Consider the following 16,634-nt stretch of genomic DNA (forward strand, 5'->3'; position numbering starts at 1 on the left):
GGGTTCAAAGCGTGATGGCACTGGCCTTGGCCGCCTTGGCAAAGCTCTCGTCCATGTATTTCTCGTAGGGCACCGGGGCCTTGAGCGTGCCGGCCTCGATGGAGAGCTGCATCAGCTCCTCGAACTCGCTGCGTATCATGCGCAGATCGCCGTAGGTGACGCGGTCGGTGGGGTTCTCCATCACGAAGCGGATGATGTTGGGGTCCTGGTTGAAATACTTGCGGCCGGCGGCGATCGTCACCGCCTTGTTGCGGTTGTCCTGCTTCTGGTCCAGCCACTGGCCGGCGCCCAGCACCAGATTCACCAGCTCCTGCACCGCGGGCCGGTTGTCGCGGATCAGCTCCTCGCGCACCGTCAGCACGCAGCAGATGTAGTTGCGCCATTCGTCGCGCGTCATGCGCAGGGCACGCGCATAGCCGGCGCGCTGGGCGGCGGCGCCGAAGGGCTCGCCGGTGCAATAGGCGTCCACCGCCTTGGCATAGAGGGCGGCCGGCATGTCGGGCGGCGCCATCTCGACGATCTGCACGTCCTTGGGCGTCATGCCCTCGCGCGCCAGCATCTTGCGCAGGAACAGGAAGTCCACCGCAAAGCGGCTCGGTATCGCGATGCGCTTGCCGGTCAGGTCCTTGAACTTCTGATAGGGCGAATCGCTGCGCACCATGATGACGGCGCCCGAGCGATGGCCCAGCGAGACGATCTTCACCGGGATCTTCTTGTCCGCCAGGTCCATCACCAGCGGCGCCAGCATATAGGCCGCCTGGATGCGGCCCGTCATCAGCGATTCCTTGATCTCGGGCCAGCCGTTGTACTTGCTGTACTCGAAGGCATGCTTGCCGCCGGCGGTCTGGTTGGCCACGCAGGCCACCGGCAGGGTGAGGTTGCAGGTCACCGGCAGGCCCCCCACCAGCAAGGGCGCGGCGGCGGCCCGGGCCGGCAGCGTGGGCAGCGCCAGGGCCGCGGCGCCGCACAGCAGCTGGCGGCGCGCCAGGCCTTGGATGTGATGAGGGTCGGGTGCTTGCATGGGCTGGCTTCGGGTGCGTGCGCGCATTTTCCGACAGGGCCGCGCCGGCGGGCAGGCGGAAGACCACTAGGGCGACTAGGGCGACAAGGCCGCGGCGCCGTCGCGCGCGTCCGCCCAGGCCTTGCGGCGCAGGCCATCGGACTCGCCGCTGCTCTCCATCTCCTGCAGCACGGCGGTGAGCGCCGGCAGCAGCTGCGCATGGCTGCGGTGCAGCACCGGGTAGAGTGAGCTGCTGTACAGCGGCGCCGCCAGCGCCACCAGCCCTTCCAGCTGGGCCGGCCGCAAGGGCGCCTGCCCGGAGGCCAGGGTCAGCAGACCGATGTCGACCACGCGCAGGCGCAGCAGGCGCAGCACGTCGTCGGGCGTGGTGGCCTCGACGCGCCGCGCCACCTCGCCGAGCAGCTGTTCGAGCAAGAGGATGCCGCGCTGGTGCGCCACCCGCAGCGGGCGCAGCTCGGCCATGTCATGCGGCTGCAGGGCCGCGTCGCCGACGAAGCCCCAGACCTCGACGCGCGAGATCGCCACCGGCACCAGCAGGAGCTGGGGGCGCTGATCGACGATGCTCGCGATGCGCAGGGGCTCGCCATCCAGCTGGCCCAGCTCGGTGAGGCGCAGCGAACGGCGCAGCGGCAAGGGCTCGAACTCCAGCAACTGCCCGAGCCGCTCGAAGGCCCGCCTGAGCACCGCCCGCCCGGCCGGCGCCAGGCCGCTGCGGTCGTTGCTGTCGGTGGCAAAGCGCCAGCGCTGCGGCGCGGCCCAGGCCTGCCGCGAGGCCGCCGGTAGCAGCCCGATCAAGAACATGCGCCGAGGCGCGCTGAGCTGCATGGCGGCCCTTCCGTGACGATGCCTGCGGTTGTTCTTTTTCTCCCTGCGGTGGCCCATGCATTCTGAACCCGGCGCGGGGCAAAGAACAGGGGCGCCGAGCGCCGTAAACTGCCGCGCCACACCCGACCTTGAGAGCCGCGCATGACCGCCACCGCGTCCGCCCATGAACTGGCCACTCGTTTCTGGGCCACCGCGAATGCCGCCGACTGGCCAGCATTCGCCGCCCTGCTCGACCCCGAGCTGGTCTACGAGGTACCGCAGACACGCGAGCGCGTGTGCGGCCGCGCTGCCATGACGGAGTTCTTCCGTACCTGGCCGGGCAGCTGGCAGGTCGAACTGCTGCAGCTGATCGCCGACGAAAAGTCGGCCGTGACGGTGTTCGATTTCGTCACGCCCAGCGAGCGCATGCGCGGCATCACCTTGTTCGCCGTCGAGGCCGGCTTGATCACCAAGCTGACCGACTACTGGCCCGAGGATTACGAGCCGCCGGCGCGGGCCACCGCGGTGGTGCAACGCTACTGACCGAGCCGCAGGGCCTGCTGGCAGCGTTCATCCCGTCCGGCGGACCGGCGCACTTACCATGGCGGCCAAGATCGATCTCCGGAACTCCCGCATGCATGACCGCCAGGCGCTGGACGCCATCTATGCCCATGTGCAGCCCCTGCTGGGCCAGGGCCGCGTGGCCGATTACATCCCCGAGCTGGCCCATGTGCCGCGCGAGCAGTTCGGCATGGCCATCGTCAAGCTGGACGGCGAGGTGCTGCAGGTAGGCGCGGCCGAACAGCGCTTTTCCATCCAGAGCATCTCCAAGCTCTTCGCCCTGGTGCTGGCGCTGCAGAGCGAGGGCGAGGCGCTGTGGCAACGCGTTGGCCGAGAGCCTTCGGGCACGCCCTTCAATTCCCTGGTGCAGCTGGAGGCTGAGGGCGGCAAGCCCCGCAACCCCTTCATCAATGCCGGCGCTCTGGTGGTGACCGATGTGCTGTGCAGCCGCTTCGCCACGCCCGAGAACGCGCTGGTGGGCCTGATGCGCCGGCTCAGCGGCAACGCGGCGCTGGACTACAACCTCAAAGTGGCCCAGTCCGAACGCCGCCACAGCGATCGCAATGCGGCCATGGCGCATTTCATCGCCAGCTTCGGCCGCCTGGCCAATCCGGTCGATCGCGTGCTGGATGCCTATTGCAGCCAATGCTCGATCGAGATGAACTGCGTAGAGCTGGCGCGTGCGGCTCTCTTGTTGGCCCAGCATGGCAGCGTGCCGCACAGCGGCGAGCGGCTCCTGACGCCCAGCCTCGCCAAGCGCATCAGCGCCCTGATGCTGACCTGCGGCACCTATGACGCGGCGGGTGACTTCGCCTTCCGCGTCGGGCTGCCGGCCAAGAGCGGCGTGGGCGGTGGCATCGTCGCGCTGATACCTGGGCGCTGCGGCATCTGCGTCTGGTCGCCGGGCCTGGACGAGACCGGCAACTCGCTGGCGGGCACGGCAGCGCTGGAGATGTTCACGACCCTCACCGAGCGATCGATCTTCTGAGCGCGACCTGGGCGTACTCAGCGCCGCAGGTCCTCCGCCAGTTCCAGCCCACGCACCAGGCACAGGGCGGCAGCCCCGCTGGCCTGGGCCGCCTGCAGGCGCTCACGCGTGGTGATGCCGCCTATGCCCACCACCGGCCGCCCCGCCATGCGCACCCACCAGGCCAGGTTGTCCAGGCCCTGCGGCTGCCAGGGCATCTGCTTGGTGCTGGTGGCCCAGAGCGGCCCGCAGGCGATGTAGTGCGGCGCCAGGCCGCGTGCGCGCGCCAGCTCCCAGAGGCTGTGGCTGGAAATACCCAGGCGCACATCGGGCTGCAGCAGGCGTGCGCGCGCCGCGGCGGGCAGGGCGGCCCAATCCTCCTGCCCCAGGTGCAGGGCGCGCGCGCCGCAGTCCAGCGCCAGCTGCCAGTGATCGTTGATCCAGAGCCGTGCCCGGCCCTGCTGCGCGCCCCGCAGCGCTTGCTCGATGGCGCCGCGCAGCGGGACGGCGGCATCCGCCTGCTTGATGCGCAGCTGGATCTGGCTGAAGCGCCCGCCCGAGGCCAGCTCGGCCACGCGGCCGGCGTCCTCGGTGATGGCGTAGAGCCCGGGCCGGAAATCCGCGGGTGGCAGCTCGCCACGCAAGACCTGGCCCCAGCGCGCCGGCGCGAACTCGTCGCCAAAGCCCATCACCGGCATGGCGCTTGGGTCCTGCATGAAGCCCGGATGGGGACGCACCGGGCCGGCACCGGCACCGGCGGCATAGCCGTCGCGCACCGCGGTCCAGCTGAGCATCTTGGCCAGCAGCACCGCGTCGGGCAGCGGGAAGCCACGCGCCAGGGCCGCAGCGGCGGCGCTGGCGAAGCTGCAGCCGCTGCCATGGTGGTGGGTGGAGGGCAGGCGCGGCAGGGATAACCAGCCATCGGCCAGTTCGCTGGCAAGCCAATCGAGGGCCAGGTCTTGCGCGGCCGGGTCGGGTGTGTCGCCGCCGGTCACGCAGCAGGCCTGGGCGCCCAGCGCGCGCAGCGCGCGTGCCAGTTCCGGCTCGGAACCTGCCTGCGGCGCGAGGCCCAGCAGGCGTTCGGCCTCGCGGCGATTCGGCGTGACGAGGGTGGCGCGCGGCAGCAGCAGCTCGCGGTAGGCGGCGATCAGGGCGGCGTCGGCAAAGGCGGCGCCGCCGGCGCTGGCGCCCAGCACCGGGTCCACCACCAGATCCACCCTGCCATCGCGGCGCAGCGCGTCCACCGTGCGCGCCACCGCTTCCACGGCGTCCACGCTGGCCAGCAGGCCAGTCTTGATGACGCGCGGGCGCAGGTCGGCGGCCAGCGCGCCCAACTGGCTGTCGATCTCGACACGCGTCAGCGCATGCACCGCCAGCACGCCGCGCGAATGCTGGGCCGTGACGGCCGCCACCACCGGGCACAGATGCACGCCCAGGGCGGCGGCGGCGCGCTGGTCGGCGCTCAGGCCGGCGCCGCCCCCGCTGTCGGTGCCGGCCACGGACCAGATGATGGGCGGAGCCGGGTCTTGCTGCCAATCAGCGTTGCTGGCCCAGGGCGAAGGCAGGCAGGGGTGCGGCTGGCTCATGACAGCACAAAGGCATGGCCGCTCACCGGCGTCGAGGGCACGGCGAAGTCCTGCGCCGGCATCACGCCTGCCAGCCAGGCCTGGCGGCCGGCGCGCACCGCGTCGCGGAAGGCGTGAGCCATGCGCACCGGGTCGCGCGCCTGCGCCACCGCCGAGTTCAGCAGCACCGCGTCATAACCCAGCTCCATGGCCTGGGCCGCGTGCGAGGGCGCGCCCAGGCCGGCGTCGACGATCAGCACGGCCTCCGGCAGGCGCTCGCGCAGCGTGCGCAGGGCCCAGGGGTTGAGCAGGCCCTGGCCCGAGCCGATCGGCGCGCCCCAGGGCATCAGCACGGCGCAGCCGGCGTCCAGCAGGCGGCGGCACAGCACCAGATCGTCGGTGCAATAGGGCAGCACGGTGAAGCCCAGCTTCACCAACTCGCTGGCCGCGGCCAGCAGCTCGAAGGGATCGGGCTGCAGGGTGTGCTCGTCGCCGGTGACCTCCAGCTTGATCCAGGCGGTGTCGTAAAGCTCGCGCGCCATGCAGGCCAGCTGCACCGCCTCGGCGGCACTGCGGCAGCCGGCGGTGTTGGGCAGCAGGCGCGCGCCCTGGGCGCGCGCGGCCGCCAAGGCCATGGCCACGAAGCCGTTGTCGCCCCCCTGGGCGCTGCGCTTCAGGCCCACGGTGAGCAGCTGGGTTTGCGAGGCCTTCACCGCCTCGGCCAGCAGCTGCGGGTTCGGGTAACCGGCGGTGCCGAGCAGGAAGCGGCTGGCGAGCGGGACGCCGGCGATTTCAAAGCTGTCCGTCATGGGTTCAGCCTCCTACGATGGGTTGGAACAACAGCACCTGGTCGCCCTCGGCGAGCATGGTGCCGGGTCTTGCCTCGCGCGCCACGAAGCGGCCGTTCACCGCCGTGGCCACGCTCCGCGGCTCGCGTTGCAGCAAGGCCAGCAGCTCGGCCAGATTGCTGCCGGCCGGCAGCTCGCGGGGCTGCTCGTCGATCAGGATCTGGATGTTCATGGCAGGCTTGCCAGCTGGGTTTGCGTCAGCAGGCGCTGCACCAGGGCGGGCGCTAGCAGCCAGCCATGGCGGAACAGGCCGTTGAGCTGGATCAGGCCGGGCGCGCTGTGCGCATGCGGGCGGTGGTGGGGCAGGGCGGGGCGCAGATTGCGGTCCAGCCGCGTGATGCGGGCCTCGCCCAGCTGCGGCATCAGGCTGTGGGCCGCGGCCATCAACTCCACCGCGCTCTGCAGGCTGACGGGCGAGCGGTCCTCGCTCTCGATCTCGCTGGCGCCGATCAGCAGCTCATCTGCGCTGCGCGGCACCAGGTAGACGCAATGGCGCGGGTGCATCAGCCTCAGCGGCCGGCGCAGGCCATGCCCGGCCAGTTCCAGCGTCAGCACCTCGCCGCGCACGCCGCGCAGCGGCAGGGTGGGGCGGGCGCCGAGGCCGCGCGTGTCGATGGCCCAGTCGGCGTGGACCTGCTCGCCGTCGCCGAGTGCGATCCGACCGGCCTGGACCTCGGCCACCGGGCGCTGCCAATGCCACTGCACGCCAGCCGCCGAGCCGTGCAGCGCCTGCATGGCCTGCAGCGGATGGATCAGCCCCTCGCCGGGCAGCAGCCAGGCCTGCGGGCCGGCGGGCAGCGCCGGCTCCAGCTCGCGCAGCTGGGCCGCGCTGAGCGGCTGCGGCGTCGGGAAGGATGAGAGGTCCGCGCCGGCCTGCTGCAGGCGCTGCAGCACGCGCGCCGCGGCGCCCTGGTCGGGGCGGTGCGCCAGCAGCAGGCTGCCCTCGGTCTGCAGGCGCACCGGCTGATGCAGCGCGGCGACGATGGCGGGCCACAGGCGCAGCGATTGCCAGCCGAGCACCGCCACCTCGGCCTCGGCGCGGTCCAGCTCGGCCAGCGGGCTGAGCATGCCGGCGGCCGTGAAGGCGGCGGCGCCCTGGCCATCGAGGGCGGGCGCGGGGCCGGGGCCGGCGTCCCAGACCCGCACCTCATGGCCGGCGCGCGCGAGCGCCCAGGCGAACAGGCGGCCGGCCAGGCCGGCGCCGGCGATGGCGATCGTCTTCGCCATCTCAGGCCTTCGCGATTGGGATGTAGAGCTCGCTGCCCTGCGCCTTGAACTCGGCGCTCTTGGCTTCCATCCCGGCCGCCATGCCCTCGGCGTATTCACGCACATCCTGCGTGATCTTCATCGAGCAGAACTTGGGCCCGCACATGGAGCAGAAGTGGGCCACCTTGGCGCTGTCCTTGGGCAAGGTCTCGTCGTGGAACTCGCGCGCGGTCTCGGGGTCGAGGCCGAGGTTGAACTGGTCCTGCCAGCGGAATTCGAAGCGTGCCTTGGAGAGCGCGTCGTCGCGGGCGCGGGCACCGGGGTGGCCCTTGGCGATATCGGCCGCGTGGGCGGCGATCTTGTAGGCCATCAGGCCGGCCTTGACGTCGTCGCGGTTCGGCAGGCCCAGATGTTCCTTGGGCGTGACGTAGCAGAGCATGGCGCAGCCGAACCAGCCGATCATGGCCGCGCCGATGCCCGAGGTGATGTGGTCGTAGCCGGGCGCGATGTCGGTGGTCAAGGGGCCGAGCGTGTAGAAGGGCGCCTCGTCGCAGTGCTTGAGCTGCTCGGTCATGTTCGCCTGGATCATGTGCATGGGCACATGGCCGGGGCCCTCGATCATGGTCTGCACATCGTGCTTCCAGGCGACTTTGGTGAGCTCGCCCAGGGTGCGCAGCTCGGCGAACTGGGCTTCGTCGTTGGCGTCGGCCAGCGAGCCGGGGCGCAGACCGTCGCCCAGCGAGAAGCTGACGTCGTAGGCCTTCACGATCTCGCAGATCTCTTCGAAATGCGTGTAGAGGAAGTTCTCCTGGTGGTGGGCGATGCACCACTTCGCCAGGATGGAGCCGCCGCGCGAGACGATGCCGGTGCGGCGCTTCACCGTCATGGGCACGAAGGGCAGGCGCACGCCGGCGTGGATGGTGAAGTAGTCGACCCCCTGCTCGGCCTGCTCGATCAAGGTGTCGCGGAACAGCGCCCAGGTGAGGTCCTCGGCCACGCCACCTACCTTTTCAAGTGCCTGGTAGATGGGCACGGTGCCGATCGGCACCGGGCTGTTGCGGATGATCCAGTCGCGCGTGGTGTGGATGTTGCGGCCGGTGCTGAGGTCCATCACCGTGTCGGCGCCCCAGCGCGTGCTCCACACCAGCTTCTCCACCTCTTCCTCGATGCTGGACGTGACCGCCGAGTTGCCGATATTGGCGTTCACCTTGACGAGGAAGTTGCGGCCGATCGCCATCGGCTCCAGCTCGGGGTGGTTGATATTGGCCGGGATGATGGCGCGGCCGCGCGCCACCTCGTCGCGCACGAACTCGGGCGTGATGATGGCCGGGATGCTGGCGCCGAAGGCATGGCCGGCCAGGCGCGCCTCGCGCTCGGCATCGGCCTGGTATTCCTGCATCCAGGCGTGACGCTGGTTCTCGCGGATCGCCACGTACTCCATCTCGGGCGTGACGATGCCGCGGCGCGCGTAGTGCAGCTGGGTCACGTTGGCGCCAGGCTTGGCGCGGCGTGGCTGGCGCTGCAGGCCGGCGCTGAGGGCCTGCAGCCTGAGCTGCTGGGCCTGGTCGCGCAGGCCGTCGTCGATCAGCTGGATGCGACGGCCCTCGTAGGCCTCGGTATCGCCACGCGCTTCCACCCAGGCGGCGCGCGGGGCGGGCAGGCCGCGGTGCACGTCGATGCTGGCGCTGGCGTCGGTATAGGGCCCGGAGGCGTCGTAGACGGTGACGACCTCGCCGTTCGTGAGCGCGATGGCGCGCATCGGCACGCGCAGCTCGGGGTGCAGCTCGCCCGGCAGGTACTGCTTGCTGGAGCCGGGCAGGGGCTCGCGGGTCAATTGGATGTTGTCGCTGAGCCCTTCAAGGCCTGCGTCGCTCACGCTGTTCATGCTCGTCTTCCTCCGGTCGGTGCAACAAGGACTCCGGAGGTCGGACTCAAGCAGGCGGACGGACGGGCGCGCGGGGCGGCCTGAGGCCCGCGCGGGCGGGCATGCAGACAAGCTCTTCTTACGCCGGTACGAGCCGGATCAAGTTCAGCGGGTCCGTGGCTTCCACCACATCTCAGCCCGGTGCATCGTTGCGACGCACGGCAGGGCTCCCCGGAGCGAGGCGCGAGTATAGGCGGCAAGCGTGAAGACTTTGACGGGGCTGCGGGCAAACCCTTGGCCAGGGCGGCCGGGGGCGCTGCGTACACTCCGGGCGCTCACCGTCCCGCATGCCCGTCAAAAGCTGGGCCGCCGGCGGGCTCTCGACGAAGGAATGGAACGATGAACGGCTCCTTGTCTGCATTGCGCATGTGCCGTCTGGCCTTGGCGCTGGGCCTTGCCGCCGCGACGCTGGGTGTTGCCGCTCAGCAGCTCGGGGACCTTGAGAAGAAGTCTTCCCTCAGCGATGCCGATCGGGCCAAGCGCGACGCCGACAAGGTGTTCCAGTGGATCAAGTTCAACGCCGACAAGGCGCCCGCCAAGCCCGTCGCGCCTGCGCCCGCACCGGCCAAGCCGGCCGCACCGGTGGCCAAGGCCGCGCCGCGGCACGAGTCACCGGCGCCCAGCCCCAAGGCCGAGGAGCTGCAGAACAAGCCCGAGCCTGCCGTGGCCACTGCGGCGAGCAGCAGCAGCCCGGCGCCCGAGCCGGTTCAGCTGGCCACCGCGAGCCCCAAGCTGAATCCCCCGCCGCCCGCCGCCGTGGCGCCCGCAGCGGCGCCCGAGCCCGAACCCGAGGTGGCGCTGAAGCTGATCAACAAGGTCGAGCCGGAGATCCCGCGCCAGCTGCTCAGCAGCGTGCGCAACGGCCTGGTGGTGGTGAAGTTCACTGTCGAGCCGAATGGCGCGGTGAGCGGGGCCGAGGCCATCAAGAGCTCGCACCGCAAGCTCTCGGTGGCGGCCATCGATGCCGTCAACCAATGGCGCTTCGCGCCGATCCCGCGCTCGCGCGAGGTCAGTGTGGAGATCGGCTTTCAGGCTGAGTAGCCTTGCAACTGGCCAGCGTGGCCGCCATCGCCTCGATGAAGACGCGGCTGCGCAGCGGCATCAGGCGGCGCTCGGGGAACACCGCCCAGCAGGCCACCGGCGGCAGGCACCAGTCGGGCAGCACGCGTAGCAGCTCGCCGCGTTCCACATAGGGTTGGGCGAAATGCTCGCCCACCGCGGTGATGCCCAGGCCGGCGCAGGCCATGCGCAGAAGCATGTCGGGCGCATTCACCAGGGTGCGCTGCTCGGGCACGCCTTGCCAGCGTTGCGCCTCGGCGCCCTCGCCGCCTTCCCCACGCATGAGTGTCCAGGGCACGGGCTCGCCGGTGCGGCCCAGAATCATCAGCCCCTGCATGCTGCTCAGCGCCTCTGGCAGCTGCGGCTCGCCATGGCGCTGCAGATAGGCCGGTGAGGCGTAGAGCCCGTTGCTGAACAGGGCCAGGCGGCGCGCCGCCAGCTGCGAATCGTCGGGCAGGCTGCCCATGCGCACCGCGAGGTCGAAGCCCTCGGCAATCAGGTCCACGCGGCGCGGCGAGAGGTCCAGTTCCAGCTGCACCTCGGGATAGTCCAGCACGAAGCGGCTCAGCATCTGGTCCAGCGCCTGGTTGGCAAAGTCGCCCGGCATCGAGACGCGCAGCCGCCCGGTGGGGCGCTGCTGGCGATGCAGGGCCAGGGCGAGGGCGCCGTCCACCTCGGCGGCCAGCACGCGTGCATGTTCCAGCACGCCTTGGCCGAATTCGGTCAGCGCCAGCCGGCGCGTGCTGCGCTGCAATAGCTTCTCGCCCAGACGCTGCTCCAGCGCGGCGATGCGGCGCGACACGGTGGACTTGGGCAGTTGCACTCGGTCGGCCGCGCGGCTGAAGCTGCCGGCCTCCATCACACGCGCAAACAGCAGCAGATCGTCAGCGTCCAGACTCATGGCATTGTTCCATTGGTGGAACGATCATATCCATTCTGGCGTCTTCCGATGCTTCGCTGCGATCAATACAGTTCATCCATGGTCTTTCGCAAGACCCGATCAGCAAACCAACGGAGCCCCCAGATGAACATCCTGCAAATCAATTCCAGCGCCCGCCGTGTTCAAGACGGCCAGGGTTCCTTCTCCACCCGCCTGGCGACCGAGCTGGTCGAGGGTCTGCAACAGGCCCAGCCCGGTGCCAGCCTGCAGGTGCGCGACCTGGCGCAGCAAGCCCATCCGGTGCTGGACGAGGCGGCCCTGCAAGCCCTGTTCACCCCGGCCGAGCAGCGCAGCGCGGCGCAGGCCGAGCGCGTGGCCCTGGACGATGGCCTGATTGCCCAGATCCAGGCGGCCGATGTGGTGGTGCTGGGCGTGCCGATGATCAACTTCGGCGTGCCCAGCCAGCTGAAGAACTGGATCGACGCGATCTCGCGGGCCCGCGTCACCTTCCGCTACACCGAGAACGGCCCCGAGGGCCTGCTCACCGGCAAGAAGGTCTATGCGGTGCTGACGCGCGGCGGCCTGCACCGCGACCGCCCCAGCGACACCGTCGTGCCCTATCTGCGTACCGTGCTGGGCTTCCTGGGCATGAGCGACGTCGAGTTCATTTATGCCGAAGGCCTGGGCATGGGCCCGGAGGCCGAGGCGCAAGGCCTGGCCTCGGCGCGTGCCCAGATCCAGCAGCTGCTGCAACCGCAAGCGGCCGAGCCTGCTACCGTCTGACCCTGAATGCATTGACCACGGAGAACGCCATCATGACTGCCGCCACGATCACCACCGTTCTGCAACAGCCTCGCCAGGTCGAGCGGCTGATCGCCGGCCAGCCCACCAGCGATGGCGCGGGCGTCAAGCTCACCCGCGTGCTGACGCAGAACCTGCAGCGCCGCCTCGATCCCTATCTGATGCTGGACGCCTTCGGTTCGGACCAGGCCGACGACTACATCGCCGGCTTCCCCGACCATCCGCACCGCGGCTTCGAGACCATCACCTATATGCTGGAAGGCCGCATGCGCCACCGCGACTCCGCCGGCCATGAGGGCCTGCTGGGCAATGGCGGCGTGCAGTGGATGACGGCCGGGCGCGGCGTGATCCATTCGGAGCTGCCCGAGCAGGAAGAGGGCCGCATGGAAGGCTTCCAGCTCTGGCTCAACCTGCCGGCCAAGGACAAGATGCGCGCGCCCTGGTACCGCGACATTCCCTCGGCCGAAATCCCCGAGTGGCATGGCGAGGGCGCCAGCGTGCGCGTGATCGCCGGCGCCAGCCGGGGCGTGCAGGGGGCGGTGCAGCGCGAGGGCACCGAGCCGGTGTATCTGGACATCCATCTGCAGCCGGGGGTCAGGTTTGAACAGGCGCTGCCGGACACGCACAACGCCTTCGTCTACGTCTACCGTGGCGGCGTGCAGTTCGGCTCGGGTTGCACCGTGCCGGCCCAGCGCATGGCGATCCTGGCCAATACCGCGGGCAGCGATGGCGTGGCCTTCACGGCCGGCGAGGCGGGTGCGCGCCTGCTGCTGATCGCCGGCAAGCCGCTCAACGAGCCGATCGCGCAGTACGGCCCCTTCGTGATGAATACCGAGGCCGAGCTGATGCAGGCGGTGCGTGACTTCCAGACCGGCAAGCTGGCCTGAGGCTTTGACGCTTGTCAGTGAAACAGGGCGCGCGGCCAAGTTAGGGATGGTTGTTGCGGCGGGGGCTGCTTAGGGTCAGGGCTTGCCACTTGGAGCCCTCTATGCAGCCGATGCCCCTCCTGCGCGCCCGCTGGGTCGCCCCCGCTCTGCTCACCCTGGCCCTTGCCCAGGGCGCTTCCGCCGCCACCATCAACAGCGTCTTCACGCCGCTGGGCGGCAACAGCTGGACAGTGGACTTCACCGTGCTGGCCGATGGCACGCCGGCCAGCCTGTCCGGCTTCACCGTGTTCTTTCCCGAGACCGACTTCAGCAATCTGCTTGTACAGGGATCGCCGGTCAGCTGGGACAGCCTGGTCGTGCAGCCGGATACCGGCATCCCGGCGGCCGGCTACTTCGACAGCGTGATGCTGAACCGCTCGCTGGGCCTGACCGCGGGGCAGTCGCAGGGCGGCTTTGTCGTCAAGTTCGATTACCAGGGCGCCGCGGCGCCGGGCAGTCTGCAGTTTGAGATCACCGATGAGAACTTCCAGCTGCTGGCCAGCGGCCAGACCGCGGTGGTGCCCGAGCCCGCCACCTGGGCGCAGCTGTTCGGCGGCCTGGGCCTGCTCGCCCTGCTGGCACGCCGGCGCGCCGACGGGAGCCGCTCGTGAGCGCCGGGCTGATCGCACGCAGCCTGCAGGGCCTGGTCTGCGGCGCGGCGCTGTTGCTGGCCGCCTGCGGAGGCGGTGAGAGTCAAGACCTGACCCCGATGCGGCCGCAGGCCACGCAGGCGCGCATCCAGGCCGTCGCGGCCGCCAGCGCCTCGGTGGTCTCGCTCACCAAGGTCGGCGAGACGCGCGTGGGGCGCACGGTCTACGACTATGTCTTCAAGATCACGGTGCTCAACGGCGCCCAGGCGCAGACGGCGCTGACGGCCAAGCTGGTGGGCAGCGGCGCCGGCACCACGGTGCTCGATGGCGACGTCAATGTCGGCGATATCGCCGCGAATGCCAGCGCCACGCCGGCTGACACCATCACCCTGCGCCAGGACCGGCTGCTGCCCTTCCTGCCGGCGCAACTGGTGTGGCAGTTCGCGGCCGCGCCGCCAGTGGCCGCGCCGGCCAGCATAGCGCTGGAGCTGAGCCAGTTGGTCGCGGGCGCCGGTACGGCGGTGGGCATCATGCCGACCGTGCTCGACACCGATGGCAAGGCCATGAACCCCTTGCCGGCGATTAGCTACCAGGTGTTGCGCCCGGCGGAGGGCGTGGAGGGTGCGACGCCCGCGGTGGCCGGCCTGCAACTGCAGAGCGCCGCCGACACGCGTGGCGGCTTCACCCTGGTGGCCACGGTGGATGGCACGGCCATCAGCGTGCAACAGCCCTTCACGGTGATCGCGCCGACCCCGGTGTCCAAGAACTCCGGCCTGTATGCCAATCTGTCGGCGGCGCAGGGCAGCCTGGCGCGCAACCTCAAGCTGCTCAAGGAGGCGCTGGACCGCGGCGACAACACCGGCGCGGCGGCGGCCAAGGCCGCCATCACGGCGGCGGCGGCCAGCGTGGACCCGGTGCGCATGGTGTTCAGCACGCCCTACCAGCCCGCCAGCGGCTTTGTGCCGCTGCCGGCCAAGCTGGCGGCGAACGGCTATCCGCAGACGCCCGGCGATCTGGCCCATGCCGCCGCCACCGCGCAGCTGAAGGCCAAGATGCAGCAGATCACCGCGCTGCTGAAGCAGTCGGGCGGCGACGACGCCGCCAACACCGCCCTGCTGGACCAGTACCGCAGCGAGCTGCAGACCCTGGCCACCCAGCTGGCTGCGGCGGGCGCGCAGCCCAGCTTGTACGGGCTGGTCGACAAGGCCGACCTGATCCAGGGCCTGATCGCCACCGAGATGCCGGCACTGCTCAAGGCCATGGCCGATCGCACCAATGCCCAGCTGGCGCCGCAGGCGCTGCTTGGCGCGGTGCCCAGCGCCAAGGCGATGAGCCTGGATCGCCTGCTCGGCAGGGCCGCACCGCTGCAAGCCTGGCCCAGCGCCGCCGGGCAGGCCAAGCCGCAGTTCCTGCTGGGCGGCCTGCTGAATGCCCTGGGGCCGATCGGCCAGCTCGTCAACAAGATCTACGGCGACTACCTGAACCAGCTGCAGAACATGGCGGCCATCCTGGCGGCCAAGGGCCTGCTGGACCAGTTCCTGACCCAGACGGTGTTGATCGACGGCGTGCATGCGGGCGCCGCCGTGCTGGGGCCTTATGCCTACAACTACCCCGACAGCACCATCGAGGTCCGCGGCATGGACCTGGCGGTGGCGCAGACCGCCGATGTCTACCTGATCGGTGGCGCGGCCATCAATGCGCTGGGCGGGCTGGCGAGCGCCCTACCACCGCCCAAGCCGACCAGCATCAAGGAGGTCTACGACTATTTCGATGGCCTGATCTCGGCCATCCAGGGCGTCGGCGAGGCCTACGACCTGGCGCACCAGCAGCCCGCCCAGGTGGTCTACAACAGCTTCGACGAGAACTTCGGCTGCCTCGCCACCTTCTCCAGCTTCTGCATGGAGATGCAGTACCCGAGCGGCTTCAAGAACGTCTCGGGCGGCAATGTCAGCTTCACCGTGCTGATCCTGATACGCACCGGCGGAGCGCGCCCGCAGCACGGTTCCGGCGTGTTCAATTTCGCGCCGGGGACTTGAGCTTCAGGCCGGCCGGATCGGGGGCGAGCAGGCGCTCGCCCGCGTAGCCCTGCACCGTGCCGAAGCCGATGCCGGCGTTCCAGTCGGCGGCGAAGCGCTGGACCTCCTCGCTGTCGCGCGCGACGAAGTTCCACCACAGCAGCACCTGCTCCTCGAAGGGCGTGCCGCCCAGCAGCAGCAGGCGCGCCGGTGCCGCGCTGCTGAGCTGCAGCCGATGCGCGCCGGGGGCCAGATAGAGCAGCTGGCCGGGGCTCAGGGTCTGACACTCACCGTCCTCCATGCCGATCTGCAGCTCGCCCTCCAGCGCCATCAGGCCATGCTCGTAGCCCGGGGTCAGCAGCAGCTCGGTGCTGGCCGGCGCCTGGCAGCGCAGGTCCATGCCCAGCAGGGGCGTGTGGCTGGGCACGGGTGAATGCGCGGCGCCATAGCGGCCCACCAGCAGGGTGGTGTTGAAGCCGTTCAGGGCCAGTTGCGGCAGCAGCGGGAAATGCTCGAAGGCGGGCTCGCAAAAGCGCTGCACGTCCGGCAGCGCGATCCACAGCTGGGCCAGCTGCAAGCGTGCCGTCTGCGATTCTTCCGAATGCGCGATGCCACGGCCGGCCGTCATCAGATTCACCTGGCCGGGGCGCAGCATCTGCACCGTGCCCAGCGAGTCGCGGTGCAGCACCTCGCCCTCGATCAGCCAGGAAAAGGTCTGCAGGCCGGTGTGCGGATGCGGGCCCACCCGCATCGGCTTGTCGGCGGGCAGCTCGGCCGGCCCGGCGTGGTCGAGGAAGCACCAGGCGCCCACCATGCGGCGCCTGGCGGTGGGCAGGGCGCGGCGTATCGTCAGCCCGCCGACATCGCCGAAATGTGCCGGCAGCAGTTCGAACTTTTTGCTCATCTCATGGCCTCCGCGGCAAAGCCGCTCAGAAAATCGCGCAGCTGCTGCTTGAGCGTCTCGTCGAGCAGCTCGCCCTGCGCATCGAACAAGGTATTCGCCTTGGACACCATCAGCCGGCCGCCGAACCAGCAGCTGCAGCCGAAGGCGCGCAGCACGCTCAGGATCGCGTCCTGGCTCTGCACCGTGCCGAAGCCGCCGGGCGTGGCCCCCAGCACCGCCACCGGCTTGCCGAAGAAGGTCTTGCGCCCCTCGGCCGGCGGGCGCGAGAGCCAGTCGAGGCCGTTCTTGAGCACGCCGGGGATGGAGTTGTTGTACTCGGGCGTGCCGATGATGAGGCCGTCGGCGGCCTGGATCTCGGCGCGCAGCCGGCTCACCGCCGCCGGCACGCCCTGGGCTTCCACATCGCCGTCGTAGAGCGGGATGCCATGCAGGGTGCGCAGCTCGATGTCCACCCCCTGCGGCGCCAGGCCGATGGCGGCGCGCAGCAGGGCGGTATTGAAGGAAGCCTGGCGCAGGCTGCCGGAAAGGGCGATCAATCGGGTCATGTCGGTACCTGCGGATGG

General features: G+C 70.2%; 17 protein-coding genes and 1 riboswitch. Of the genes, 7 read left to right on the top strand and 10 right to left on the bottom strand.

Going from position 1 to position 16,634, the window contains the following annotated elements; all coding sequences use genetic code 11:
• Window positions 1-4: 4 nt before the first annotated feature.
• Both AC3WQY_RS06335 and AC3WQY_RS06340 read right to left on the bottom strand, forming a co-directional pair.
• Complete coding sequence (locus AC3WQY_RS06335) at window positions 5-1,021, bottom strand: ABC transporter substrate-binding protein (RefSeq protein WP_492706754.1); 1,017 nt, start codon at window positions 1,019-1,021, stop codon at window positions 5-7.
• Window positions 1,022-1,096: 75 nt separating this feature from the next.
• Entirely contained in the window at window positions 1,097-1,846 is a 750-nt protein-coding gene (locus tag AC3WQY_RS06340) for a hypothetical protein (RefSeq protein WP_492706756.1), read from the bottom strand.
• A gap of 141 nt (window positions 1,847-1,987) precedes the next feature.
• On the opposite strand from AC3WQY_RS06340, the gene AC3WQY_RS06345 reads away from it, so the two are divergent.
• Complete coding sequence (locus AC3WQY_RS06345) at window positions 1,988-2,368, top strand: nuclear transport factor 2 family protein (protein WP_492706758.1); 381 nt, start codon at window positions 1,988-1,990, stop codon at window positions 2,366-2,368.
• Between the two features lie 91 nt (window positions 2,369-2,459).
• Window positions 2,460-3,374 carry a glutaminase gene (locus tag AC3WQY_RS06350; protein WP_285233789.1) on the top strand — a complete coding sequence of 305 codons (915 nt, stop codon included), beginning with the start codon at window positions 2,460-2,462 and terminating at the stop codon, window positions 3,372-3,374.
• A gap of 17 nt (window positions 3,375-3,391) precedes the next feature.
• On the opposite strand, the gene AC3WQY_RS06355 is transcribed toward AC3WQY_RS06350, so the two are convergent.
• The 5 genes from AC3WQY_RS06355 to thiC are packed head-to-tail and all read right to left on the bottom strand — an operon-like array spanning window position 3,392 to window position 8,857.
• Window positions 3,392-4,939: a bifunctional hydroxymethylpyrimidine kinase/phosphomethylpyrimidine kinase gene (locus AC3WQY_RS06355; RefSeq protein WP_492706761.1), complete on the bottom strand. Its 1,548-nt coding sequence runs from the start codon at window positions 4,937-4,939 to the stop codon at window positions 3,392-3,394.
• Entirely contained in the window at window positions 4,936-5,727 is a 792-nt protein-coding gene (locus AC3WQY_RS06360; RefSeq protein ID WP_492706763.1) for a thiazole synthase, read from the bottom strand. The genes AC3WQY_RS06355 and AC3WQY_RS06360 overlap by 4 nt, the downstream gene beginning before the upstream one ends.
• Window positions 5,728-5,731: 4 nt before the next feature.
• Window positions 5,732-5,938, bottom strand: coding sequence for a sulfur carrier protein ThiS (gene thiS, locus AC3WQY_RS06365; protein WP_285233786.1), 207 nt, complete (start codon window positions 5,936-5,938; stop codon window positions 5,732-5,734).
• Window positions 5,935-6,993 (bottom strand): FAD-dependent oxidoreductase, encoded by a 1,059-nt coding sequence (locus AC3WQY_RS06370; RefSeq protein WP_492706766.1) that lies wholly within the window; start codon window positions 6,991-6,993, stop codon window positions 5,935-5,937. The genes thiS and AC3WQY_RS06370 overlap by 4 nt, the downstream gene beginning before the upstream one ends.
• A 1-nt stretch (window position 6,994) precedes the next feature.
• Complete coding sequence (gene thiC, locus AC3WQY_RS06375; protein WP_492706768.1) at window positions 6,995-8,857, bottom strand: phosphomethylpyrimidine synthase ThiC; 1,863 nt, start codon at window positions 8,855-8,857, stop codon at window positions 6,995-6,997.
• A gap of 98 nt (window positions 8,858-8,955) precedes the next feature.
• Window positions 8,956-9,080, bottom strand: a riboswitch (TPP riboswitch).
• Between the two features lie 155 nt (window positions 9,081-9,235).
• Between thiC and AC3WQY_RS06380 the strand changes: the two genes are divergently transcribed.
• Complete coding sequence (locus tag AC3WQY_RS06380; RefSeq protein WP_492706770.1) at window positions 9,236-9,937, top strand: TonB family protein; 702 nt, start codon at window positions 9,236-9,238, stop codon at window positions 9,935-9,937.
• On the opposite strand, the gene AC3WQY_RS06385 is transcribed toward AC3WQY_RS06380, so the two are convergent.
• Window positions 9,906-10,856, bottom strand: coding sequence for a LysR family transcriptional regulator (locus AC3WQY_RS06385; protein ID WP_492706772.1), 951 nt, complete (start codon window positions 10,854-10,856; stop codon window positions 9,906-9,908). The two genes, AC3WQY_RS06380 and AC3WQY_RS06385, sit on opposite strands and share 32 nt — an antisense overlap.
• 123 nt (window positions 10,857-10,979) lie before the next feature.
• Here AC3WQY_RS06385 and AC3WQY_RS06390 point away from each other — a divergent pair, with 123 nt between their 5' ends.
• From AC3WQY_RS06390 to AC3WQY_RS06405, 4 genes are all read left to right on the top strand, one after another.
• Window positions 10,980-11,618 (top strand): FMN-dependent NADH-azoreductase, encoded by a 639-nt coding sequence (locus AC3WQY_RS06390; protein WP_285233781.1) that lies wholly within the window; start codon window positions 10,980-10,982, stop codon window positions 11,616-11,618.
• Between the two features lie 32 nt (window positions 11,619-11,650).
• The gene (locus tag AC3WQY_RS06395; RefSeq protein WP_285233780.1) at window positions 11,651-12,523 is read left to right on the top strand and encodes a pirin family protein; all 873 of its coding nucleotides are present in this window, start codon (window positions 11,651-11,653) and stop codon (window positions 12,521-12,523) included.
• Between the two features lie 101 nt (window positions 12,524-12,624).
• A complete protein-coding gene (locus tag AC3WQY_RS06400; RefSeq protein WP_492706775.1) occupies window positions 12,625-13,173 on the top strand; it encodes a PEP-CTERM sorting domain-containing protein in 549 nt (182 codons plus the stop codon).
• The gene (locus tag AC3WQY_RS06405) at window positions 13,170-15,188 is read left to right on the top strand and encodes a hypothetical protein (RefSeq protein WP_492706777.1); all 2,019 of its coding nucleotides are present in this window, start codon (window positions 13,170-13,172) and stop codon (window positions 15,186-15,188) included. Before AC3WQY_RS06400 ends, AC3WQY_RS06405 begins: the two co-directional genes overlap by 4 nt.
• Here AC3WQY_RS06405 and AC3WQY_RS06410 read toward each other — a convergent pair.
• Window positions 15,166-16,071 carry a pirin family protein gene (locus AC3WQY_RS06410; protein WP_492706779.1) on the bottom strand — a complete coding sequence of 302 codons (906 nt, stop codon included), beginning with the start codon at window positions 16,069-16,071 and terminating at the stop codon, window positions 15,166-15,168. The two genes, AC3WQY_RS06405 and AC3WQY_RS06410, sit on opposite strands and share 23 nt — an antisense overlap.
• The gene (locus AC3WQY_RS06415; RefSeq protein ID WP_492706781.1) at window positions 16,068-16,616 is read right to left on the bottom strand and encodes an NADPH-dependent FMN reductase; all 549 of its coding nucleotides are present in this window, start codon (window positions 16,614-16,616) and stop codon (window positions 16,068-16,070) included. Before AC3WQY_RS06415 ends, AC3WQY_RS06410 begins: the two co-directional genes overlap by 4 nt.
• Between the last annotated feature and the right edge of the window lie 18 nt (window positions 16,617-16,634).

This window comes from Roseateles sp. FW301-B2, from assembly GCF_058788955.1.